Origin of the sequence: Catenuloplanes sp. NPDC051500, from assembly GCF_044454585.1 — a bacterium.
Lineage (GTDB): Bacteria > Actinomycetota > Actinomycetes > Mycobacteriales > Micromonosporaceae > Catenuloplanes.
In genome coordinates, this window is the sequence record NZ_JBITDX010000007.1 from 249,392 (window position 1) to 271,460 (window position 22,069).

The 22,069-nt window shown below is 69.6% G+C and carries 19 protein-coding genes; 9 read left to right on the forward strand and 10 right to left on the reverse strand.

Annotation, left to right across the window (positions count from 1 at the left end; translation table 11 throughout):
• Window positions 1-324 precede the first annotated feature (324 nt).
• Together ACIA8K_RS16930 and ACIA8K_RS16935 are read right to left on the reverse strand one after the other, a co-directional pair.
• The gene (locus ACIA8K_RS16930) at window positions 325-708 is read right to left on the reverse strand and encodes a hypothetical protein (protein WP_396059706.1); all 384 of its coding nucleotides are present in this window, start codon (window positions 706-708) and stop codon (window positions 325-327) included.
• Window positions 709-810: 102 nt separating this feature from the next.
• Window positions 811-957 (reverse strand): hypothetical protein, encoded by a 147-nt coding sequence (locus tag ACIA8K_RS16935; RefSeq protein WP_396059708.1) that lies wholly within the window; start codon window positions 955-957, stop codon window positions 811-813.
• Between the two features lie 97 nt (window positions 958-1,054).
• Between ACIA8K_RS16935 and ACIA8K_RS16940 the strand changes: the two genes are divergently transcribed.
• The gene (locus tag ACIA8K_RS16940; RefSeq protein WP_396059710.1) at window positions 1,055-2,239 is read left to right on the forward strand and encodes a cytochrome P450; all 1,185 of its coding nucleotides are present in this window, start codon (window positions 1,055-1,057) and stop codon (window positions 2,237-2,239) included.
• Window positions 2,240-2,364: 125 nt separating this feature from the next.
• Complete coding sequence (locus ACIA8K_RS16945) at window positions 2,365-3,378, forward strand: YbhN family protein (RefSeq protein WP_396059712.1); 1,014 nt, start codon at window positions 2,365-2,367, stop codon at window positions 3,376-3,378.
• 195 nt (window positions 3,379-3,573) lie between these two features.
• Here the strand turns inward: ACIA8K_RS16945 and mmsB are convergent, their stop codons facing one another.
• The 4 genes from mmsB to ACIA8K_RS16965 all read right to left on the reverse strand — a co-directional run bounded on the left by mmsB (window position 3,574) and on the right by ACIA8K_RS16965 (window position 10,271).
• The gene (gene mmsB / locus ACIA8K_RS16950) at window positions 3,574-4,803 is read right to left on the reverse strand and encodes a multiple monosaccharide ABC transporter permease (protein ID WP_396059714.1); all 1,230 of its coding nucleotides are present in this window, start codon (window positions 4,801-4,803) and stop codon (window positions 3,574-3,576) included.
• Window positions 4,800-6,353, reverse strand: a complete 1,554-nt coding sequence (gene mmsA / locus ACIA8K_RS16955; RefSeq protein ID WP_396059716.1) for a multiple monosaccharide ABC transporter ATP-binding protein — start codon at window positions 6,351-6,353, stop codon at window positions 4,800-4,802. The genes mmsB and mmsA overlap by 4 nt, the downstream gene beginning before the upstream one ends.
• A gap of 115 nt (window positions 6,354-6,468) precedes the next feature.
• Window positions 6,469-7,584, reverse strand: a complete 1,116-nt coding sequence (gene chvE / locus ACIA8K_RS16960) for a multiple monosaccharide ABC transporter substrate-binding protein (RefSeq protein ID WP_396059718.1) — start codon at window positions 7,582-7,584, stop codon at window positions 6,469-6,471.
• A gap of 386 nt (window positions 7,585-7,970) precedes the next feature.
• Complete coding sequence (locus ACIA8K_RS16965; protein WP_396059720.1) at window positions 7,971-10,271, reverse strand: immune inhibitor A domain-containing protein; 2,301 nt, start codon at window positions 10,269-10,271, stop codon at window positions 7,971-7,973.
• 171 nt (window positions 10,272-10,442) lie between these two features.
• Between ACIA8K_RS16965 and ACIA8K_RS16970 the strand changes: the two genes are divergently transcribed.
• Entirely contained in the window at window positions 10,443-10,721 is a 279-nt protein-coding gene (locus ACIA8K_RS16970) for a SelT/SelW/SelH family protein (RefSeq protein ID WP_396059722.1), read from the forward strand.
• Between the two features lies 1 nt (window position 10,722).
• On the opposite strand, the gene ACIA8K_RS16975 is transcribed toward ACIA8K_RS16970, so the two are convergent.
• Window positions 10,723-11,472: a nucleotidyltransferase domain-containing protein gene (locus ACIA8K_RS16975; RefSeq protein WP_396059724.1), complete on the reverse strand. Its 750-nt coding sequence runs from the start codon at window positions 11,470-11,472 to the stop codon at window positions 10,723-10,725.
• 170 nt (window positions 11,473-11,642) lie between these two features.
• Here ACIA8K_RS16975 and ACIA8K_RS16980 point away from each other — a divergent pair, with 170 nt between their 5' ends.
• Both ACIA8K_RS16980 and ACIA8K_RS16985 read left to right on the forward strand, forming a co-directional pair.
• Window positions 11,643-12,230, forward strand: a complete 588-nt coding sequence (locus ACIA8K_RS16980) for a TetR/AcrR family transcriptional regulator (protein ID WP_396059726.1) — start codon at window positions 11,643-11,645, stop codon at window positions 12,228-12,230.
• 73 nt (window positions 12,231-12,303) lie between these two features.
• The gene (locus ACIA8K_RS16985; protein WP_396059728.1) at window positions 12,304-13,194 is read left to right on the forward strand and encodes an alpha/beta fold hydrolase; all 891 of its coding nucleotides are present in this window, start codon (window positions 12,304-12,306) and stop codon (window positions 13,192-13,194) included.
• A gap of 12 nt (window positions 13,195-13,206) precedes the next feature.
• Here ACIA8K_RS16985 and ACIA8K_RS16990 read toward each other — a convergent pair whose 3' ends face one another.
• Complete coding sequence (locus ACIA8K_RS16990; RefSeq protein ID WP_396059730.1) at window positions 13,207-14,694, reverse strand: carboxylesterase/lipase family protein; 1,488 nt, start codon at window positions 14,692-14,694, stop codon at window positions 13,207-13,209.
• Between the two features lie 81 nt (window positions 14,695-14,775).
• Between ACIA8K_RS16990 and ACIA8K_RS16995 the strand changes: the two genes are divergently transcribed.
• The 3 genes from ACIA8K_RS16995 (at window position 14,776) to ACIA8K_RS17005 (ending at window position 17,340) form a co-directional block, all read left to right on the forward strand.
• Window positions 14,776-15,375: a TetR family transcriptional regulator gene (locus ACIA8K_RS16995; protein WP_396059732.1), complete on the forward strand. Its 600-nt coding sequence runs from the start codon at window positions 14,776-14,778 to the stop codon at window positions 15,373-15,375.
• A gap of 305 nt (window positions 15,376-15,680) precedes the next feature.
• Window positions 15,681-16,238: a DUF664 domain-containing protein gene (locus ACIA8K_RS17000; protein WP_396059734.1), complete on the forward strand. Its 558-nt coding sequence runs from the start codon at window positions 15,681-15,683 to the stop codon at window positions 16,236-16,238.
• A 19-nt stretch (window positions 16,239-16,257) separates the two neighbouring features.
• Window positions 16,258-17,340 carry a DICT sensory domain-containing protein gene (locus tag ACIA8K_RS17005; protein ID WP_396059736.1) on the forward strand — a complete coding sequence of 361 codons (1,083 nt, stop codon included), beginning with the start codon at window positions 16,258-16,260 and terminating at the stop codon, window positions 17,338-17,340.
• Window positions 17,341-17,343: 3 nt separating this feature from the next.
• Here the strand turns inward: ACIA8K_RS17005 and ACIA8K_RS17010 are convergent, their stop codons facing one another.
• Together ACIA8K_RS17010 and ACIA8K_RS17015 are read right to left on the reverse strand one after the other, a co-directional pair.
• Complete coding sequence (locus tag ACIA8K_RS17010) at window positions 17,344-18,225, reverse strand: hypothetical protein (RefSeq protein ID WP_396059738.1); 882 nt, start codon at window positions 18,223-18,225, stop codon at window positions 17,344-17,346.
• Complete coding sequence (locus ACIA8K_RS17015; protein ID WP_396059740.1) at window positions 18,222-19,277, reverse strand: SPFH domain-containing protein; 1,056 nt, start codon at window positions 19,275-19,277, stop codon at window positions 18,222-18,224. The genes ACIA8K_RS17010 and ACIA8K_RS17015 overlap by 4 nt, the downstream gene beginning before the upstream one ends.
• 64 nt (window positions 19,278-19,341) lie before the next feature.
• Here ACIA8K_RS17015 and ACIA8K_RS17020 point away from each other — a divergent pair, with 64 nt between their 5' ends.
• The gene (locus tag ACIA8K_RS17020) at window positions 19,342-20,019 is read left to right on the forward strand and encodes an NUDIX hydrolase (RefSeq protein WP_396059742.1); all 678 of its coding nucleotides are present in this window, start codon (window positions 19,342-19,344) and stop codon (window positions 20,017-20,019) included.
• The last annotated feature ends 2,050 nt before the right edge of the window (window positions 20,020-22,069 follow it).

Consider the following 22,069-nt stretch of genomic DNA (forward strand, 5'->3'; position numbering starts at 1 on the left):
CGATCGCCTACAACCTGGCGGTGCGCGCGGTGGAGCGGGAGCTGGTGCCGGCGTTACGCCACCTCGGCGTCGGCCTGATCCTGAACAGCCCGCTGCACGCTGACCTCCTCACCGGCGCACGTGAAGCCGGGACCGGCCGAAGCGCGCGGCGCACTCCGGAGCCGGAGTCGCGCGGTGGTCGCGGCTTTGCCATGACCACCGCGGGACCGGCTCCGGCGCGAAGGGGAAAGCGGAGCGCCAGCGGAGTCTTTGCCCGCAGCGAGGTTTGCCCGCGGGAGCATGCGGGCCGGACCACCGCGGGAGCGGGAAAAGGAACTGGATCTTTCAGCCCGGGGTGAGGATGCCCTGGATGCCGACCACGATCGCGATGATGCCGAAGATCGCGAGGATGAGGCCGAGGCCGGCGGATGCGTCCGGGCTGCCGGGCGAGCGGCGGCCGGTCAGCCGGTCCCAGAGGAGCAGGACGCCCACAAGGATGCCGATGATCTCGAAGTGGAAGACCTGCGGGCCGGAGAAGAGGTGGACGATGAGGTAGAAGCCGCCGGTGACGAGCGCGACGATGCCGACGATCCAGCCGAACGCGCCGAGGCGTTCCGCGAAGCGGGACAGATCATCGCCGACCCGGGGCAGGCGGCGCAGCAGGGCTATGGCGAGCAGGAATCCGCCGAGGATGTTGGCGAAGTCGAGCAGGAGAGATATCAGGATCATGGATTGCCGTCCTCCGCACGGCCGACGACGTGGTCGATTTACGTCGATCGAGAGCCTAGCGGTGGTCCGGCCGGTTCGCACTGGGAGCGGTCCCAGCGCTGGTCAGCCGCGTGAGGCGAGCCGGTCGAGCATTCCTCCGGCGAAGAGCAGGGCGGGGCAGATCCAGACGGGCGCCGGCAGCGAGGTCATCAGGTCGACGAATCCGCCGGTCCAGGACGAGATCGTGTCGACGATCACGGCAGGGTCCATGCGTGCCTCCAAAGGCGGTGGGGCCCGCACCGATCGGCGCCCCCGCCGCTCATCTGATGGGAACCTCGATGTTGTGGCGCTCTGACACGATGCCCACATGATCGATAGGGCTGGCCTGCACGAGTGGCGGGTGATCGGCGCGGCGCGCCCGGCGCTGCCGCTGCTGCTCACGGCGGGCCGGCTGGCCACGCCGCTGCGTAAGGTGCCGCGGCTGGGCTGGGTGGTCGCCGATCCGGTGACCGCGCGGGCGATCCTGAACGATCCGGCCCATTTCAACCTGCTCGGCGAGGGCGGCGTCGGCCACATGTGGTCGCAGCTGCTCGGCGACTGGGTCAACGACGTGTTCGACGGCCCCGGCCACCACAGCCTGCGGGCGAAGACCCGGGACCTGTTCACCGAGGAGAGCGCGCGGCGGCTGGCCGACCGGGTGCTCGGGCCGCGGCTGGCGGAGGCGGGTGCGGATCTCGCGGCCGGCCGGACCGTGGACGTGGCGGATCTGGCCCGGGTGCTCGTCGGCCGGATCGTCGCCGACCTGCTGCATCTGCGCACGGCCGGGACCGACGAGTCGTACCGGGAGATCTTCGCGACCGGCGAGGAGCTGGCGATGCTTGCCATGCGCGCGTCGACGACCACGCATCTGGCGCCGTCGACGATCACGCGCGGCCGGGAGATCGTCGCCCGGCTGACCGCTAACGTGCCTGACGCGTTCCGCACCGCGCCGCCTACCACCGTGCTCGGCAGGTGCCGTGAGCTGGGCGTGGAGCAGCAGCACGCGGAGGGGCTGTCGACGCTGCTGATGGTGGCCGGCACCGAGACGGCCGCGTCCGCGATGGCGCGCATCGTGGCGCTGCTGCACGACACCGGCGCACAGCACCGGCTGCTTGAAGATCAAGAGCTGATTCCCGAGGTGGTACGGGAGGGGCTGCGCGTGACCACGCCGGCGGCCGCGATCGGGCGCTCGGTGACCTCGGACGTGACGATCGCCGGGCGGACGCTTCGCGCGGGCGAGCGGGTGCTGATCCTGACGCACGCCGCGAACAACCGGGTGGGCGGTTTCTCGCTGGACCGGGGGTACCTGCCGGAGCAGCGGCAACTCTGGTTCGGCGCCGGGCGGCATCTGTGCCTGGGCGCGCCGCTGGCCCGGGCGGAGATCGGCGGGCTGGTGCGGACCGTCATCTCGTCCGGCCGGCCCTGGACGATCCGGGGGCGGCGGTACCGGCGGCGGGTGCTTATCCCGTCCTACGATTCGCTGCCGGTGACCCTGGCGCCGTCCCGCTCGTGAGCAGGGCGAACGACGATCGACGTGACCTTGACGACGGTGGGGGTGTCAGCAGGCCCGCCGTTTGCGAGGATCATGCAATGTCGTTGACCGCACACACTCCGTCGCCATCGGACACCATTCCGGAGATGTCGGAAATAACCGTGGTGCCGGGTAAGTCGGCTACCTGGCGGAGTCGGTGGGTACGGCTGGCCGCGGTAGCGGTCTCGGTCGCACTGCTGGCCGTCATCGGGCTCCGCGGCAAACTGCCCGACTCCCGCGCGTTCACCGACGCGCTCGGCGGCGCGCACTGGGGCTGGATCATGGGCGCCGCAGTCCTTCAGGCAATGTCGCTGGCCTGCTTCGCCTTCCAGGAGCGGCACCTGATGACCGCGATGGGCGCGTCGATCCGCAAACGCCGGCTCTTCGCGATCATCCTGGCCCGCAACGCCATCTCGATCTCCGTACCCGCCGGCCCGGCCGTCTCCACCGGCTACGCGATCCGCGAGTACAGCCGCGCCGGCGTCCCAAGCGAGATCGGCACGGTCTGCGCGATCGTCTCCGGCCTCGCCTCGATCGGCGGCCTCACCCTGCTCTACGCCGGCGGCGGCGCCGTACTCCTCACCCACAACTCCGCCACCACGCTCAACTGGCGCCCGCTCGCCGTCGTCGCCGCGCTGGTCCTCCTGATCGCCGCCGCGGTCGCGCTCGGCCGTCGCCGCCGCCCGTCCCCCGGGCTCCTCGACCGCGTCCCGCCGTCCGGCAGGGTCGCCCGCTACGCCCACGGCCTGCTGCTCACCGCCCGCGCCGCCTGGCACGCCGGCGCCGGCCTGCGCGTCCGCGACTGGGCCGCCGTGGTGGGCTACTCCGCAGTCAACCGCCTCACCGACCTGCTCTGCCTGATCGCCTGCACCCGCGCGTTGGGCCTGCAGATCAACCTGATCACGCTCGCCACCATCTACCTCGGCGTACAGATCGTCCGGCAGGTGCCGCTCACCCCCGGTGGCATCGGCGTCATCGAAACCGCCCTTGTCGCGGGCCTGACGACCGCCGGCGCCACCGCAATCACCGCCACCGCCGCGGTCCTCATCTACCGCGTCATCTCCTGCTGGCTCCTCATCCCCGCCGGTGGCATCGCCGCCCTGGCGATCCGCCGGCAGTAGATCGGGCTTGCTGACCGCCGTGGGGCGCATCATCTCCGGGTCGCTGATGGAGATGGCGACGGCCGGGTTCGCGGTGATGTTCTTGAACTGACGGCGGAGATTCGTGTGCGTGAACGTCGGAATCGTATTCCGGCCGCAACGGCAACAGCGCCGCCCGGGTGACTCCGGACGGCGCTGATTCCTTCCCTGGAAGGACTACTTACTGCGGCGCTTGTTGACGATGTCGAAGGCGACAGCGGCGATCAGCACCAGGCCCTTCCAGACCATCTGCCATTCCGGCTTGACGCTCATGATGGACAGTCCCATGTTGAGCACACCCATGACCAGCGCGCCGATGATGGCGCCGGTGACCTTGCCGACGCCGCCGTTGACCGCAGTGCCACCGATGAAGGCGGCGGCGATGGCGTCGAGCTCGTAGTTCTGGCCGGCGGAGGCGACGGCCGATCCGGCGCGCGCCGTGGTGATCACGGCGGCCACACCGGCGAGCAGGCCCATGTTCACGAAGAGCAGGAAGTTCACCCGCTTGGTCTTCACACCGGACAGCATCGCGGCAGGCAGGTTGCCACCCATCGCGTACACGTGCCGGCCGAAGATCGTGTTGTTCATGACGAACGAGTACAGCAGCACCAGGACGCCGACGATGATCAGCACGATCGGCATGCCGCTGGAGCTGTTGGCGAGCAGCCAGGTCAGGTAGCCGACCGCGGCGATCCCGACGACGAGCTTGCCGACGAACGCGGCGAACGGCTCGGTGCGCAGGTCGTTGCGGACCAGTTCACGGCGGGTGCCGATCTGGCTGATCAGCAGGCCGGCCCCGGCGATGGCGCCGATCACCACGGTGACGGCGTCAAGGTTGCCGATGAAGCCGAGCCAGTTCGGCAGGGCACCGTTGGCCAGGGCGTTGAAGTCGCTGGGCAGGCCACCGACGGTCGTGCCGACGTAGTAGATCGCCAGGCCGCGGAAGAGCAGCATGCCGCCAAGCGTGACGATGAACGCCGGGATGCCGACGTAGGCGATCCAGAAGCCCTGCCAGGCGCCGACCACGCCGCCGAGCACGATGGAGAGGACGATCGCGAGAGGCCAGGCGATGCTCCACTCCATGATCATCAGCGCGCAGATGCCGCCGACGAACGCGACCACCGAGCCGACCGAAAGGTCGATGTGACCGGCCACGATGATCATGACCATACCGATGGTCAGGACGAACACGTACGCGTTCTGCTGGATCAGCGACACGACGTTGTTCGGCAGAAGCATCAGGCCGTCGGTCTCGAACTGAAAGTACAGCGTGATCACGATGAGGGCCGCGACCATCACGTACTGCTTCAGGTTGCCACCGAGGTAGCCGGCGAGCGAGCCGCCCTCGGTCTTGTCGCCGGGTTCCGGCGTGGCCGCCGGCTTGTCCAGCGTGGTGGGCGCGCTCACCGCGTTGCTCCGCTCTTCTCCATGGTCATGTAGCGCATGAGGCTCTCCTGCGAGGCCTCCTCGCGGGGAAGCTGACCGGTGATGCGCCCCTGGCTCATCGCGTAGATCCGGTCACAGACACCGAGCAGTTCCGGCAGCTCGGAAGAGATGACGATAACTGCCTTGCCGGAGTCGGCAAGCTTGTTGATGATCTCGTAGATCTCGTACTTCGCGCCGACGTCGATACCCCGGGTCGGCTCGTCGAGGATCAGCACCTCGGGCTCGGCGAAGAGCCACCGGCTGAGCACGACCTTCTGCTGGTTGCCGCCGGACAGCTTGCCGACCTGCACATCGACGCTCGGCGTCTTGGTGCGCATGTCCTTGCGGAACCGGTCGGCGATGGTGACCTCCTTGGCCGAGTTCACCACACCGACGCGGGAGATCTTGCCCAGCCTGGCAGCGGTCGTGTTGCGCTTGATGTCCTCGATCAGGTTGAGGCCGTAGTGCTTGCGGTCCTCGGTGGCGTAGGCGATGCCGTGCTCGATGGCCGCGGACACCGTCTTGATCGACACCTCCTTGCCGTGCAGGAACAGCTTGCCGGAGATGCCGCTGCCGTAGCTGTGCCCGAATACGCTCATCGCCAGCTCAGTGCGGCCGGCGCCCATCAGCCCGGCGAGGCCGACGATCTCCCCGGCCCGCACGTTCAGCGCTGCCGAGTCCACCACGACCCGGCTCGGGTCGTTGGGGTGATGCACGGTCCAGTTCTCGATCCGCAGGATCTCCTCGCCCACCGTGGAGGTGTGCGAGGGGAATCGGTGCTCCAGGTCGCGGCCGACCATCGCGCGGATGATGCGGTCCTCGGAGACCGGCTCGGCGCCGTGCATGTCGAGGGTCTCGACGCTCTTTCCGTCGCGGATGATTGTCGTGCTGTCGGCAATCGCGGCGATCTCATTCAGCTTGTGCGAGATGATGATCGAGGTGATGCCCTCGTCCTGGAGCAGCCGCAGCAGGCCGAGCAGGTGCGCCGAGTCCTCGTCGTTCAGAGCCGCGGTCGGCTCGTCGAGGATGAGCAGCTTGACCTTCTTCGACAGCGCCTTGGCGATCTCGACGAGTTGCTGCTTGCCGACACCGATGTCCATGATCTTGGTGTCGGGCTGCTCCTTCAGTCCCACCCGGGCGAGCAGGTCGGCGGCCTGCCGGTTGGTCTGCGCCCAGTTGATGACCCCGCCCCGGGCTCGCTCGTTGCCGAGGAAGATGTTCTCCGCGATTGACAGGTACGGGCTGAGCGCGAGTTCCTGGTGGATGATGACGATGCCGCGCTCCTCGGAGTCGCGGGTCGTCTTGAATTTGCAGGTCTCACCCTCGAAAACGATGTCACCGTCGTAGGATCCGTGCGGGTACACACCACTGAGCACCTTCATCAGGGTCGACTTGCCCGCGCCGTTCTCGCCACAAATGGCGTGGACCTCCCCGCGGGTCACGCTCAGCGTGACGTCCGAGAGCGCCTTGACGCCCGGGAAGGTCTTGGTGATCCCCCGCATCTCCAGGATCGGGGTCGTGTCGTTGACCATCGCACAACTCACTTGCTCTAGGTCTGTCTCGCGGATCGCGGGGAAGCGAGGCGAGGTCCAGGATTCGACCAGGACCGGCCGGGCCCGCAGAAGGTGGGCCCGGCCGGAGTTCGACTTACAGGCCGAGCTTGTCAGCGGTGTAGAAGCCCGAGTCGACGAGCTTGGTCTTCACGTCGTCCTTGACGACGACGACCGGCGGCAGCAGGTAGGCCGGGACGACCTTGACGCCGTTGTTGTAGGTCTTGTCGTCGTTGGTCTCGACAGCGGTGCCCTTGACGGTCGCGTCGACCATCTTGGCAACCTGGTCACCCAGGGTCCGGGTGTCCTTCCAGACGGTCATCGCCTGCTTGTCCGCGAGGATGTTCTTGGTGTTCGCCAGGTCGGCGTCCTGACCGGTGATCAGCGGGTAGTCAGCGCCCGGCTTGTAGCCCTTGGACTCCAGCGACTGCGCGATACCCAGCGCCAGCGAGTCGTTCGGCGACAGAACGACGTTGACCTTCTTGCCACCGGTGTAGAACGAGTTGATCCGGTTGTCCATCTCCGCCTGCGCGGTCTCGGACTTCCAGCCGGTGATGGAGATGGTCTTCCAGTCTTCCTCGCCGACGAGCTTCTTGCCCGACGGGATGACCAGCTTGCCGCTCTCGACATACGGCTTCAGAACGTCCCACGCGCCGTTGAAGAAGAACTTGGCGTTGTTGTCGTCCGACGAGCCGGCGAAGGGCTCCAGGTTGAACGGGCCCTTGCCGTCCTTGAGGCCCAGCTTGTCGACGATGAACTCGCCCTGCAGCTTGCCCACCAGGTAGTTGTCGAACGTGGCGTAGTAGTCCACGTTCGGGGTGGCGTTGATCAGGCGGTCGTACGCGATGACCTTGATCTTCGCGTTCGCGGCCTTCTCGAGGACCGGGCCCAGCGCGGTGCCGTCGATCGAGGCCACGACCAGAACCTTGGCGTTCTGGTTGATCATGTTCTCGAGCTGGGTGATCTGCTGGTCGACCTTGTTGTCGGCGTACTGCAGCGACGTGGTGTAGCCGGCCTTCTTCAGCAGATCGTCCAGGTGCGCACCGTCGTTGTTCCACCGCTCGAGGCTGCGGGTCGGCATAGCGATGCCGACCAGGTTCGACGTGGAGCCGCCAGACGTCTCCTCGCTGTCACGGGTGCTGCTGCAGGCGGACGTCGCGGCCAGAGTTGCGGCCATGGCGACGGACGCGAGAATCCGGAAGCTCTTGGACACTCGGCGTCTCCTCTCTTATGGGGCCCGCTGCCGGGCCGACGAAGCATCGATTTGTTTGCTGCGCAGAACATACGGCTCTGACGAGAGAGTTTCACGCGGGTGTTCGTAACGGCTGCGTAACACTCCGAGTTACCTTCAAGGGCCTTGACCGTCATCAAACGCCCTCGAAGCCTACAGTCCGTAACCGTCCCGCCGCCTATTTGTTGGCTACGGCGACTATCGACTGGTACGCGATTGATGACTGTTCAGGCTCGTATGGGCGGTTCCGCCGGTAGTGGGGTTATCGTTCGGCGGCGCGAGCGGAGACCAGTCCCGCGATGGACTTGTGTAAGTCATTAAAAGGCCGCCGGAGACTGTGCTCCGGCGGCCCTGGGAAAGCGGTGTGATCAGGGTTGCTTGGGCGAGGTGACCGTGAGGATTGTGAACGGGGCGATCAGGTTCCACTCGGTGAGAACCTGGATCTTCACGCCGACGCCGGCGACCTGGACCGAGCTCAACGGGTTCGCCGTCGAGTAGTAGCGGTTCGGGTCGGAGTCGTCGAACGTGGTGATCGGCGGGCGCGCCGGGATGTTGAGCGCGACGCCGTTGCGGTGCAGGGTGACCGGGTCGGTCCGCTGGACGCCGAACGTGGCGTCGAACGGCTGGCGGCGGTTGCCGAGGCGCACGCCGTCAGGGAACACGATCGGGGCCGGGCGGGCGTCGACGGGCAGAACCGCGCCGCCGCCGGGGTGGTTGATCGTGTCGTTGTCGGTGAACTCGTCGTTCACGTACCAGACCAGAAGGCCGTCCTGGTACGGGAACTTCTCGACCCGCAACGGCTGGGTGGAGTTCCACCCGAACTGGTACGGCCCGGTCTTGAGCCCCTTGTCGTAACCGGTGTACGTGCGCCACTCCGCGATGTAGTACCGCGGCGCGATGCGCGTCTCGGTGCCGGTGAAGCGCGTCCAGCCGCCGCGCGCGGTCCACGCGGAGGTGGCGGACTCGACGTCGTCGGTCCACGCGGCCGTGCCGTTGACGAGCAGCGACAGGTCGTCGAGGAACACGCCGGCGAAGTGCACGCCGCCGTCGGTCTGGTAGCGGAACCGGAACTGCACGGACTGTCCGACGAACGCCGCGAGGTCGTAGGTCAGGTCGACCCACTCCCCCTCGCTGCTGCTGCTTACCGGCGTGCCGAGGCGCGTCCAGCGACTGCCGCCGTCCGTGGACACCTCCGCGTAGAGGTAGTCGTAGCCGGGCTCGATCTCGTACTGCGCCTTGGCGGTGAGGGCCGCCGAGGTCGCGGAGGTGAGGTCGAGCGTACGGGTGAGCATGGTGTTGAGGTCGTTGGCCGACCCGCTCCACCACTCGTACGACCCGGAGTGCGGCGTGTTGTACTCGGTGACGACGGTCTGGTCCGGCAGCGGTACGACGACGGCCTGCGGGAGCGGGCCCTTCGCGTCCGCGGCCTGGCCGAGCACGACAGTCTTCTTCTGGCCCGGTTTGACAGTGGTGTAGTCGAGCCAGCCGAGGAACAGCTTCTCCCAGGCACCCATGTAGCCGGGCGTCGAGCCGATGTTGTTCGGGTCGTGGGACAACCACGAGCCGCCGGACATCAGCGTCCAGAAGCCGGTGCCGTTGTCGCCGCCCTGCGTGTCGTAGAGGTCGGGCAGGCCGAGGTCGTGCCCGTACTCGTGGGCGAAGACGCCGAGGCCGCCGTTCTCCGGCTCGGTGGTGTAGTCGCCGATCCAGAAGCCGCTGTCGCCGATCGGGACGCCGCCGAGCAGGTTCTGCCCGGGACCGGTCTGGCCGTAGTCGCCCTGGTAGGTGTAGCCGCGGTGGGACCAGATCGCGTCCGCACCCTCGTCGCCGCCGCCGGCCTCCTCGCCCTCACCCGCGTGAATGGCCTGGAAGTGGTCGATGTAGCCGTCCGGCTCGTTGAAGTCGCCGTCGCCGTCGACGTCGTAGCGGTCCCACACGTCGTACTTGGCGAGGGTGGCCTTGATCTGGGCAGGCGTCTGACCTGCAGCGACCTGCGCCTGGTACCACGCGAGGGCGGCGTCCTTGACGAAGTCCTGGTAGCCCTCGCCGCCGGACCAGGTGTTACTGCCGTACCGCGCCTCGTTGTAGGGCACTGTCACCCAGTTCGACACGTCGCCGCCGACCGTGTACCGACCGCCGGACTGCGCGGTGTAGAACGTGGTCATCGACTCCTTCTTCGTGCTGAAGAGGAGCTCCTGGTAGTAGGCACGGCTGAAGTCGGGCGCCCACAGCGTGCTGTTGTCGTCCGTCGGCTGGCCGTCGATGACCCGGTCCGGCGCGGGGATGCGGTTGTGCAGCGGGCCTGGCGTGCCACCGGTCTGCGGCAGCGTCTGCGTGCCGAACTCGACCAGGAACGTCAGCAGCGGGTCGGTCTTGGTCTTCTGCTTGACCTCGACCCAGCGGTTGCCGCCGAGACGGACCACTTCGGACCCGTTGCGCATCTCGGTGGTGGCCTCACCGTTGAGCAGCTTGGTGAGCGCCTCCTCGCGGGCGGCCTGGTATGAGTCGGCGAGCGGGTTCACCAGGTTGTCGGCCTTGACCGGCATCCGTGGCTCACCGTCGGCGGCCGGGGGTGAGGCGAGAGCGGTGGTGGCGGGAACAGTCAAGAACATCGTGACCGTCGCGGCCGCGGTGGCGCCCGCCAGAACGGTTCTGATCTGACCGTGCAAGAGGGAACTCCTTCCCCATGTGACGAGACTGGGAGCACAATCTCGGCCGCACGTTACACCCGTGATTCAGACATGCAAAGGTTTCCATTCCCAATCGGTCACGCTGCGGGATCTTGGTGACCCGCGTCATTCCGGGCTCCGCGGGACGATTCGCCCGGCATACTTCGATGCGTGACACGGGAACCGAGGCTGGAAATCGAGTACTGCACCCAGTGCCGCTGGCTGTTGCGCGCCGCCTGGACCGCGCAGGAGCTGCTCACCACGTTTGCGCTGCGGCTGGGCGAGGTCGCGCTGATCCCGGGCACCGGCGGCGTCTTCGACGTCCGGCTCGACGGCGAGACCATCTGGTCACGCGCGTCGCAGGGCCATCCGGAACTGACCGAATTGAAACAATTGGTGCGTGACCGCATTGCCCCGGACATGAGCCTGGGCCACTCGGACAAACGCTGAGTCAGAGCCTTTCCCGTACCCTCTCGACCAGTTTTTTCGCTTTTTCACAACTGTGCATTGCCGCGTGCGCGTCGCCGAGGAACCCTTGCGGCGCGACCGGCAGCGCCGCCGCCGACTCGACCATGCCCTTCTCGTTGATCAGCCACCGGCCCGCCCGCCCGTGCATCGCCTGGCACACCACGCCGACCAGCCGAAACAGGCACCCGGCCCGGTGGACCGGATCGTCGACCTTGCCCGCCAGCCCGATCATGAAGTCGGCCTCCCAGAGACCCGCGACAAGCGCGTCACCGAGCGCCGGCGGATAGTCGATCTGCCGCAGCCCGCGCCCGCCCAGCGGTCTGCAGAGCGCGACCTCGCCCGCATAGGTGTGCGAGTAGAACCCGAGCGGATGCCCCGGCTGGAACCCGATCTCGTAACGCCCCTGCCGGCGCTCCTCCTGGATCCGCTCGACGCGCGCGAGGTCACGGTAGATCCAGTCGACCCGCACACCGTCCACGGTCAGCCAGCCGCCACCGTCCACCCACGGCCCCCAGCCGCCCCGCGCGGTCACCTCGGTCTCCCGCCCGCTCACCTCCGCCGCGAGTCTGCGCAGGTGGGCGACGTCGAGGTCATCGCGGTAGTACAGCCCCAGGTCGTAGTCGGAGTCGGGGCGATGCGTGCCGCGCGCCCGGCTCCCGCCCAGCACGACGGCCTCGACGCCACCGACGCCGGTCAACAGCTCCGCGATCTCCCTCAGCCGCACATCGTCCACCCCAGAATCCAATCACGTGGGTACGACAGGAAGGCGGAACCACCCGGCGGTGCGCAGAGCCCGCGGGCGTCGTGGCCGGCACGCCGACCACAGGGGCATGTGGCCGACTGACCGAACCGCACGTCACACTGTTTCTGGACTGCTCGATCTCGAATGTGTAGCATTGCCGCATGGCGAGGACCAAGGAATTCGACCCGGCGGTCGCGCTGGACGCGGCGATGCGCCTGTTCTGGCGCAAGGGATACGAGGCCACCTCCACAGGTGACCTGGTCGCCGAGCTCGGGATCGCCCGGGCCAGCCTGTACGGGACCTTCGGGTCGAAGCACCAGCTGTACCTCGCCGCGCTCGAGCGTTTCATCGACGCGGGCGTCACGCCGTCCGCGGCGGACGTGCTCGCCTCGCACGAGTCCGCGCTTGCCGCGATCCGCAGCCTGCTGGAGACAAGCATCATCCGGCCGGCGGCGGACGGGCCGGCCGGATGCTTCGCGGTCAACGCCACGGTCGAGCACGGCGACGACGACCCCGAGGTGTCACGCCGGCTCGAGGTCAATCGCCGGCGACTCGAGACGGCACTGCACAGCGCGCTGCTGCGGGCGCACGCCCAGGGCGAGCTGGCCGACGGCGTCGACCCGCGGGCCGGCGCGGCGATGCTTGTCGCGGTCAACACCGGGCTGAAGGTGCTTGCGCGCGCCGGCGAGGGCCAGAACGACCGGATCCGGTCGGCGATCGACGCCACAGTTTCCGCGCTCGCGGCGTGAACGACGGGTGCGCGGCAGCCACTTTTTGTTACGCAAATTCTAGATCGATCAGTCTAATATGAAAGGCAGTCAGATGATTGTCGACCACCAGGGCGTACCCCTGCGCACGGATCGTGCCGCAGTCAACGGCACCTCACTGCATTACCGCACCGGTGGGAGCGGGCCGGCCGTCGTGCTGCTGCACGGCATCCCGAAGACCAGCTACCACTGGCGGCATCTCATCCCCAGGCTCACCGCACACCACACAGTCGTGGCCGCGGACCTGCGCGGCCTCGGCGACTCGGCCCACCCGGCGGACGGCTACGACTCGGCGACGATGGCCGACGACATCGCCGCACTGATGGCCCACCTCGGCCACAGCTCGTACGCCGTGATCGGCGAGGACTGGGGAGCGGTGATCGGCTACCAGCTCGCCGCCCGGCACCGTGGCGCGGTCACCGGCCTGGTCTTCGCGGAGGCACTGTTCCCCGGCTTCGGCTTCGAGCAGCACACCACGCTGAGCCCGGAGAACGTCGAGGGCCTGTTCCTGTGGCACCTCGGGTTCTACTTCCAGCCCGATGTGCCGGAGATGCTCATCGCCGGGCACGAACGCGAGCTGATCACCTACATGATCAAGAACGAACGGATCTTCCCCGACACGGCCACACCCGACGCCGTCGAGGAGTACGTGCGCTGCTACTCCCAGCCCGGCGGCATCCGCGCGATGCTTGCCGTCTACCGGGCCATGCTTGTCGACGCCGCGCAGAACCGGGAGGCCGCCCGGCAGCCGCTCGACGTCCCGGTGCTCGCCCTCGGCGGCGACGCGTTTATCGGCGACCGCAACGAGACGCAGATGAGGACCTTCGCCCGCGACGTCACCGGCCACGTCTTCCACGCCGGCCACGACCTCGCCGAAGAGGTCCCGGACGCCATGGCCGCTGTCGTTCTGCCGTTCCTGTCCCGCATTCCCGCCCTCACCTCGTGATGCGCCGGCAGGTCACCGGGCCGGTGCGAGGAGCGTGGTGGCGAGCAGCGGGGCCTCGGTAGCCGGCTCGCCGCGTGCGATCAGGTAAACCTGCCGGGACCGCGGGCCGAACCGGGGCCAGGGCAGGTCGCCGGAGGTGGCGAAGTCGATCCAGAGGCGGTGGGCGCGGTCCGCGATCGCCTGGGGCGGGTTGTTCCCGGCGAACCGCCCCAGGCCGGTCACGGTGTCCAGGGTGTCGAAGACGAACGGCAGTTCCATGCCGTGGGCCGCGCCGAGCCGGCCACCGGCCGCGGGAGACCGCCACTCGAACTCGTACATGTACGTCCGGCCCTGGTGCGCCTCGGCGAACAGCCGGGCCGGCGCGCGGAAGGAAAGGTCGCTCAGCACCCGGATCAGCGTCGCGCCGCCGGGCTCGCCGGGGAACGCGCCGGCGTACGCCGCGAAGAGCCCGGTGGCGTTCGGGGCCATGAGTCGCAGGAGGAGCCGGGCCGCCGGGCGCGGAAGGCGGTCCAGCCGCGTCGGACCGAACCAGAACCGGGCCTCCTCGCTTGTGGTGCCGATCAGGAGGTCGACGTCGGCACCCGCACCCGCGGCCAGCGCCGTCAGCGGATGGGCCGGGAGCACGTCGTCGCCGTACACCGGATTGATCTTCGCCAGTCCGAACGCGGGGTCGAAGCCGTTCTCGTCCCGCAGATCGAGCCGGCCGGGCCGGGAGATCCGGGCGAGCGCCGTCACGGTGCGGCCCGGGTCCACGGACCGGAAGCCGTCGGCCGTCGCGTCGATGCGCAGCTCCTTCGCAAGCGCGCGCACCGTCCGCCCGGCGATCTCCAGGGGGTAGACGGCCGAGCCGTGTCCGCTCTGGACCACCGCGCGGTGGAACAGTCCACCGCTGAGCGGACTTGTCAGCAGGCAGGCGACGGCGATCGCGCCGCCCGATTCGCCGAGGACTGTGACGTTTCCGGGGTCGCCGCCGAAAGCCGCGATGTTCCGCCGCACCCAGCGCAGCCCGGCGAGCATGTCACGAAGACCCAGATTTGTGGGTACGCCCGGGATCGGCAGAAACCCGTCCGCACCGAGCCGGTAGTTGAGGTTGACGACCACCACCCCGTCGCGGGCGAACCGGCTGCCGGAGTAGACCGCCGCGTCCTTACTGCCGATCACCAGACCCCCGCCGTGGATGTAGACCATGACGGGTGCGTGGTCCGCGCCGGCCGGCGCCCAGACGTTCGCGGTCAGGTAGTCACCTCCCGGACGCCACTCGGCGCCGGTCACGGAGAACATGTCGAGGCCGGCGAAGGTACGCCGGGCCCGCTGCGGGGCGGTCGGGCCGGGCGCGAGCGCGTCCCGCGAACCTGTCCAGGCGGGGGCCGGCTCCGGCGCGGCGAAGCGCAGGTCACCCTCGGGGGCGGCCGCGTACGGGACGCCCAGGAAGGTCAGGACGCCGTCACGGAGCACGCCTCGCAGGGCGCCTTCCGCGGTGTCCACATGCACGAATGTCATCGAATCCTCCAGGCTCGGCGGCCGCAGCATGGCACACTGTGCCACGAAGGCACAACGTGCCAAATGCGGTAGGCTTGCCGCATGCCTCACGACGCCCCGGCTTCCGGCCTGCGCACCCGCCTGCAGCAGGACCTGCGCGACCAGGTCAGGACGAGCGCCATCGCGCTGATGCTCGAGCGTGGCTTCGCCGCGACGTCGGTGGACGACATCGTGAACGCATCAGGCATCTCCCGGCGCTCGTTCTACCGCTACTTCGGCACCCGGGAGGAACTCGTCCTCGGCCGTACCGACGACCAGATCGCCGCGTTTGTGGACGCGCTCGCCGCCCGCCCGCCGGACGAGGACGCATGGACCGCGTTGCAGCGCGCCGCCGAGCACCTCCCCGACGCCGGCCAGCCCACTGACCGCGCGCTGGCGTACGCCCGGCTCGTCGGCGGCGACCCCGACCTGCGCGCCCGCCACCTGGAGCAACGCGCAGCCTGGCGCGCCGCGCTCGGCCCACTGATCGAGGAACGGGCCCGCCGGTCCGGCGACCACCTCGACTCGCTCGGCGCGACCGCGCTTGTGGCGGCCGCGCTCAGCTGCCTCGACGTGGCGGTCGAGGTCTGGGTACGGCAGGACGGGCAACCACCGCTGCGGGACCTCTACGAGCGCGCCGTCGCCACCGTACGCGGCCGGTAGCCCGGCACACTCGAACGCAGGGCCCGATCATCGCCAGAACGAAGGCACAAGGTGGCGCTGGTGACCGGTGAAAGTCATCTCGGTGTGCCGCCGCACGAGCTCCCCGGCGGCCGCAACGGCACCGTGACCCCACCCCCGGGCCTTCGCCCGGACGGTCCACGGCCCATTGGTGGAGGCCGGCGCACGGGTGTAGAACCGGCCACGCCACTCAACCCCCGCGCCGACCGGGTCGCAAGATACCGGGTCGGCGAGGCCGTCCAGCATTTCGGACATCGGCTGGCGGGAACCCGGGTTACCGTCAGCCGATGACCGACACCCCGTGGGAGCCGCCGCTCGCCGGTGACGAACTCGCCCACCTGACCGGCATGCTTGAGCGGCTGCGCACCACGTTCCGGTGGAAGGCCGACGGGCTGTCCGGGGCGCACCTGCGGGCCACCGCCGGCGCGTCCACGCTGACGCTCGGCGGACTGCTCAAGCACCTCGCCGCGGTCGAGGCGCTGAGCTTCACCTGGAACCTGGACGGCTCCTCCCCCGGTCTCCCCTGGTCCGAGGGCTCGCATGACTGGGCGTTCACGTCCGCCGTGGACGACCCGCCGGAGCGGCTCTACGCCCTTTGGGACGACGAGGTCCGCAGGTCCCGCACCCGGCTCGCGGCGGCGCTGCGGGACGGTGGCCTCGACCGGCGCATTCACAAGGGGCCGGCCAGCCTGCGGCGCCTCGTCTGCGACCTAATCGAGGAGTACGGCCGCCACACCGGCCACGCCGACCTGCTGCGCGAGTCCGTTGACGGCCTGGTGGGTGAGGACCCGCCGGCCGGCTGGCGGGCACGTTCCGGCACGTCCCCGGTCGGCGTGCAGGCCTGACTCCCCCTATGGTGCGGGGGTGCCTGCTCCAGAGAACGCGAAGCTGCTGACCAAGTCGACCCTGGTGACCGTCTCGCACGCCATCGAACGGGCGGCGCTGGCCGCGGCCGAGGACGGGCCGATGCTAGTCATCGCGCTGTTCCAGCGTATGCCGTACTTCGCCCGGGAGCGTGACGTCTACGACCGGATCGCCGGTGCCGCAGCGGTCACCGTCGTGGGCCTGGTCACCGACGAGGCACCGGAGCCGTCGGCCGGGTGGCATCTGATCCCGCTTGACGAGGACGATCCGTACGCGCGCGAGTGGACAGTCGTCGTCCTCACGCCCCGGTTCGGCGCCGTGCTGGAGGCCCACGACCGCGAGCAGGTAAGCGAGGCAGCCGCGACGCTCGAGTCGGGCCGGCTCTTCGACGGGTGGTGGAGCCTGCGCCGCGACGACGCGCTGCACAAGGCGATCGAGCTTGAGGCGGCGTTCACGGACCGGCTCACACCTGACGCCCGCACGGCGCTGGCCGGCGTGCTGGACCGGGTCCGCGAGCTGCCCGCCGGCACCGGGGAGAGCCGCGGCGACGCGCTGGTCCAGCTGCTCGTCGAGCGGACCGAGCGCAACCGGGACGAGCTGGCCAGGCTGCGCCGCCGCATCGCGGTCGCCGATCGCTCACCGCTTGCCGGCCCGGAGGAGATCGGGCGCTGGTCCGGCGGGGTGACCGCCTCCGGCACGCTGCCGGTGTCCCTGCTGGCGGTACGCGTCCCGGCGGCGCATCAGCTGCCGGAGCAGGCCGGGCGGCGCACCGGGGCGCTTCGCGACGAAGGGCTGCTGAAGGTGCTGACCACTGTGCTGCGCGACGCCGACCGGATCACCCGGCTGGCCGAGAACGACTTCCTGCTGATCCTGCCCGCCAGGTCCGCCGCCGAGTCGGTCGAGGCGGCACATCAACTCCGGGCCGGGCTCGCCGAGGCAGCCACGCAGAACGCGTTCCTGTCCGGCGACGCCCACGTGGTGGTGATGACGACCCGGCGCCGGCCGTTCCCCACCGAGCGCATCGCCTCCGCGCTGGACTGGGCCGAGCGGGAGCGCGTGCCGGTGGCGACGATGGACGACTGAATTCTACAGCAGGCGCAGCCGGCGGTCCGCGACCGTGACGGTGATGCGCTGACCCCAGGTGAGCTGCAGCGCGTCCGACTCGAGGCCGTCCGCGAACGCGACAAGCCGCTCCGACTCGCTGCTCACCTCCAGGTGCCCGCCCGCCCGCAGCAGGCCGGCGACCTGCGTGGCACCGGTGGCCGGGGAGGACCAGGCTTCCCGGACGTACCAGCAGAGGCTCTGGTCCTGCGGTGACGGCATCGTGGGTGCTGCCGCGCGCTCGCGGGCGATCGACGCACACCAGCCGGTCGCGCCGGTTCCGGTGCCGACGATCAGGCCGGACGAGGACTGGCGTTCCCGGGCGCCGTCCGGGGTGGTCAGGAGGTAGCGCGCCGACTGGTGACCGGCGTGCCCAATGTAGATCTCGTTGAGGCCGAGCAGCTGCTGGCCGTCGTCGAGGCGGGCGACGACCATGGTCCGGTCCTCACCGCCGTCCCGGGAGCGCAGCAGGGCGGCGACCGATCCGGCCGCGTGCCGGACCAGCACGCCCGCGTTCCGGCCCGGCTCCGGGTCGACGCCGATCACCGGCTGGCCGGACAGGTACTTCGCCACGTTCGCCACCAGGCCGTCCTGGCCGACGGCGATCACCACGTCCTCCGGTGCGAACAGGAAGCGCGGCAGGTCGGCGCGCTCGACGTGACCGCGCCGCCAGTCGGCCGGGATCGCGGCGCCGACGGTGGTCAGCGCCGTGGTCAGCGCCGCGTGCCGGGCCGTCACCTCGTCCAGGTCACGGCCGCGCTCGCGCAGGAAGAACGCGGCCGCACCGCGGGTGCCGTGCCGGGCGAGCAGCTCGTCGAGCTCGCTGCGCCGCGACACGACCACCACACGCGGGGTGAGCGTGCTCACCCGAGCCGCCCGATGAGCTTGCTGACCAGGTCCGGCGTGACGGTCAGCTCGTTGATCGAGGGCAGCTGACCGGCCAGCTCCTTGAGCGCGAGCGCCTGCAGCACGGCCGGCGGCAGGTCCCGGTACGCGGCCAGGCGCGCGGTCTCCGCCTCGGCCTCGGCCAGACCGACCAGGCGGGCGCCGGCCGCGCGTGCCTCGTCCCGGGCGCGCTCCGCGTCGGCCTCCGCGGCGGCGGCCCGGCGCACGCCCTCGGCCTCGGCCGCACCGGCCACCTCCTGCCGGTCCGCCTCGGCGCGCGCGGCGACCAGCTGTGCCTCCGCGTCCAGCTCGGCCTCGCGGCGGGTGTTGGCGCCGCGCTGCTCGACGAGCTCCTGCTCGCGGCGGGACAGCTCGATCTTGCTCTGGAGCTCGTTCTCCGCGATGGTGCGCTCCTGCTGGACCGCGTGCGCGCGCCGGGCGTAGGTGGCCCGGTCCGCGTCCTGCTGGACCGCCTCCCGGGTGGGGGTCTGCAGCGCGCGCTCAAGGTCCGGCTCCGGGCGGATAGCGACGATCCGCGCGCTGACCACCGACACGCCGGTCTCGGCCAGCCGCGGGTCGGCCGCCAGCGCGTCCGCCACGGACTGCCGGATCGGCGCTATGCCGGTGGTCAGCGCCTCGGCCAGCGGGAGCCGGGCGAGCAGGTCGAGCGCGGGCTGCTGGGCCAGCTCGGCGAGCAGGCCGGCCACCTGGTCGAGCGGCTGCCCGCGCCAGGTCCCCCGGTAGGGGTCGATCGAGAAGTCCAGGCGGGCCGCGACCGCCGCCGGGTCACTCACCCGGTACGTCACAGTGGCCTGGACCGTCACGTCCGCGAAGTCCTCGGTGCGGGCGTGGAACAGCAGCGGCAGCTCACGGTCGTCGACCGGCACCTCGGACAGCACCGCGGTGAGCGGCCGGTACCAGAACGACAGGCCGGTCCCGGCGCGCTTGACCTTCCCGTTCAGCGTGTGGCTGACCCAGCTGGTCGGGGCCGCCCGCAGGTGCCGGAAGTTGAACCGCCGTGTCACGTCAGCCATCTCGGCCGCCCTTCAATAGTTTTCGTCAGAGTGACGATAACGCCTTGTGGCTATTATCGTCAACATGACGATTAACGGGTCCGCCGTCACCGTCGACCTGGTCCTGCTCACCATCAGGGCAGGCGCGCTGCACGTACTGCTGATCCGGCGCGGCATTCCACCGTTCAAGGGCAGGTGGGCGCTGCCCGGCGGCTTCGTGCTGCCCGGCGAGGACCTGGCGGACGCCGCCCGGCGCGAGCTGCGCGAGGAGACCGGCCTCGACCCCGACGCCGGGCACCTGGAGCAGCTCGGCACCTACGGCACCCCGAACCGCGACCCACGCGGCCGCGTGTTCACCGTCGCCTACCTCGCGCTGCTGCCCGACCTGCCCACCCCGGTCGCGGGCAGCGACGCGGCCGGCGCCGACTGGCACCCCGTCGACGACCTCGGCCCGCTCGCCTTCGACCACGACCGGATCCTTGCCGACGGCATCGAACGGGCCCGCGCCAAACTTGAGTACACACCGCTGGCCACCGCGTTCTGCCCGCCGGAGTTCACAATCGCGCAACTGCGCACGGTCTACGAGACGGTCTGGCGCACCACCATCGACGCCCGCAACTTCCACCGCAAGGTGACCGGCGCGGACGGTTTCATCGCGCCCACCGGCCAGAGCGCGACCCGCGAACGCGGCCGCCCGGCACAACTCTTCCGCCGCGGCCCAGCAACGCTGCTGCATCCCCCGCTGCTGCGTCCGGCGAAATAGTCGGGCCTGGCCGACGGAATAGCCGCGCCCGGCCGGCGGAATAGCCGCGCCCGGCCGGCGGTCAGCCCACGCACCCGGGTCGGCTATGGCACGAACGGACCGGCTCCGAGCGGAGCCCGGCGCGAGCTTTGCCTGCGGGAGCGAATGCCGGGCCAGCTCCGCCATCACCTGATCAGCCCAACGCCTGCCCGAAATACCAGGATAAATTCCCCGCTGTCGGTACGTGGCCGCCGCCACCAATGAGCAACGGCCGATAGATCGACGGCCAGGTGAGGCATGTGCACGTCATTCGCGCCGAATAGCGTGCACACGCCTCACCTGACACCCTCCGCTCTCGCTGCTTCCTCACATTTCACCCATACCCCCGCCGCGCCGCCCTGCCTTTGACCTTGATGTTGTGTGCGCAACACACAAAAGTGACCGCCTGGCTGCCCCGTCTGCCATCGACCCGCCCTTCGGGGAGCAGATCATCGGCAGGGCCGCCACCAACGAACCGCACCAACACCACCCGGCGTAACCCACAGCGCGTGCCCACCCACGAAACCGGAGCCCGGCCCGCCCAGCGTGACCAGCAGACTCGTGAGGTACCGCCAAACCGGAACCAATCCCACCAAGGCTGGCGGCCCTGCCGATGATCTGCTCGGCTCTGCCCGGGTCGATGGCAGACGGGGCAGACAGGCCGCACGAAACCCAGCCACCGACAGGCTTTAGCAGCGCAGCTGAAAGTGCTTTCGGTTGCCCCGGAGCCGGAGCGCTCCCCCCGGAGGGCCGCCGGAGGCAACCGCCCCACAGCCAACCCCGCCCCACGCCACCACCAGACAGACATGCCGAGGCGGAGCGCACGCCGACGCCGGGCAGCACATAGCAAGACCTCGGGCCCGCACAGCACCCGATGCTGGACCTGACCACGGAAGGTCAGTACTCGCCTTCCGCGCGATCAGGGTGATCGCGCGTTAGACGCTCCTATGTACCAAAATTCCGGGCGCGGAGCGCTCGACTCGTACCCGGTCCGCGGAACCCAGTACTGACCTTCCGCGGTCAGGCCGAGTGCGCGTCAGGGGCTTCTATATAACGAAATTTCGGGCGCGGAGTGCCCGGCTCGCACCCCGACCGCGGAACCTCAGTAGGTCACAAAATTTCGGATGCATAGCGCCCGACCCGGCCCCCTCATCCTCGGATGGGCAACAGGATCCCTCCCGACTCTGCCGCCGGTTCGCGTGCGGCGGTCTGGGCCTGACGAACGAAGGGCTGTCATTGAGGCCAGGAGTGTGGCGGGTCGGTCCGGCTAGTCGGCGGTCTCGCGGCACGCGGGGGCAGCGCAGTCCTCGTCTCAGCGGAGGCTGGTCTGGGCGGCTGCGGTCTGGGCGGTCGCACGGGCCGGCACCGAAGCACCGGGGGCCGCAGCAGGGCGGTTGATCTCGGCCTGGGTGGTCGCAAGGGCCGACGCCGAAGCCAGTGACTGACGGCAGGGCGATCAATCTCGGCCCAGGCGGCCACAAGGACCCGCACCGAAGCCAGCACTCACGGCAGGACGATCAATCTCGGCCCAGGCGGTCGCAAGGGCCAGTCGATCTCGGCTGTGATGTGTCGCCGCGCCAGGGCGATGGCAGTTCCGGCGCTGCGCGCCGAGATTGGTTCGCTGTTCGGGATTCCGCGTCCATCTGACGGGATGCAAGATCCTTGCGGCTCTGGTGGCCCCTATCCGAGCGCGATAAGGGCCACCAGAGCCGCAAGGATCTTGACGCGAGCCGTCCTGATCTTTCAGCGTCAGGATGAACGAGCCAGGCGGAACCTATAGGCCGAAATGTCGGACGCGCAGCGCTCGAACCTGGAAACTGACCGAGGACCTGCATGAGGCGGGTCGTGAGCGTCGACTGTGTCCTGACATATGCGGCTTCGCGTTGCCCGGCCCCGAGACCTGCCGAAGTGCCGCGATCGGCCCGCACCCCTGTGAAACTCGCGGCCTCGATGCCGGTCCTTGCGCCCACCCAGGCCGCAGCCGCCTCAACCTGCAGCCGCCTCAACCAGCAGCCACCTCGACCAGCAGCCA

Coding starts and splice junctions, on each gene's coding strand:
- ACIA8K_RS16930 (WP_396059706.1), bottom strand. CDS start 708: ATGATCCTGATATCTCTCCTGCTCGACTTCGCCAACATCCTCGGCGGA.
- ACIA8K_RS16935 (WP_396059708.1), bottom strand. CDS start 957: ATGGACCCTGCCGTGATCGTCGACACGATCTCGTCCTGGACCGGCGGA.
- ACIA8K_RS16940 (WP_396059710.1), top strand. CDS start 1,055: ATGATCGATAGGGCTGGCCTGCACGAGTGGCGGGTGATCGGCGCGGCG.
- ACIA8K_RS16945 (WP_396059712.1), top strand. CDS start 2,365: ATGTCGGAAATAACCGTGGTGCCGGGTAAGTCGGCTACCTGGCGGAGT.
- mmsA (WP_396059716.1), bottom strand. CDS start 6,353: ATGGTCAACGACACGACCCCGATCCTGGAGATGCGGGGGATCACCAAG.
- ACIA8K_RS16980 (WP_396059726.1), top strand. CDS start 11,643: ATGGCGAGGACCAAGGAATTCGACCCGGCGGTCGCGCTGGACGCGGCG.
- ACIA8K_RS16985 (WP_396059728.1), top strand. CDS start 12,304: ATGATTGTCGACCACCAGGGCGTACCCCTGCGCACGGATCGTGCCGCA.
- ACIA8K_RS16990 (WP_396059730.1), bottom strand. CDS start 14,694: ATGACATTCGTGCATGTGGACACCGCGGAAGGCGCCCTGCGAGGCGTG.
- ACIA8K_RS16995 (WP_396059732.1), top strand. CDS start 14,776: ATGCCTCACGACGCCCCGGCTTCCGGCCTGCGCACCCGCCTGCAGCAG.
- ACIA8K_RS17000 (WP_396059734.1), top strand. CDS start 15,681: ATGACCGACACCCCGTGGGAGCCGCCGCTCGCCGGTGACGAACTCGCC.
- ACIA8K_RS17015 (WP_396059740.1), bottom strand. CDS start 19,277: ATGGCTGACGTGACACGGCGGTTCAACTTCCGGCACCTGCGGGCGGCC.
- ACIA8K_RS17020 (WP_396059742.1), top strand. CDS start 19,342: ATGACGATTAACGGGTCCGCCGTCACCGTCGACCTGGTCCTGCTCACC.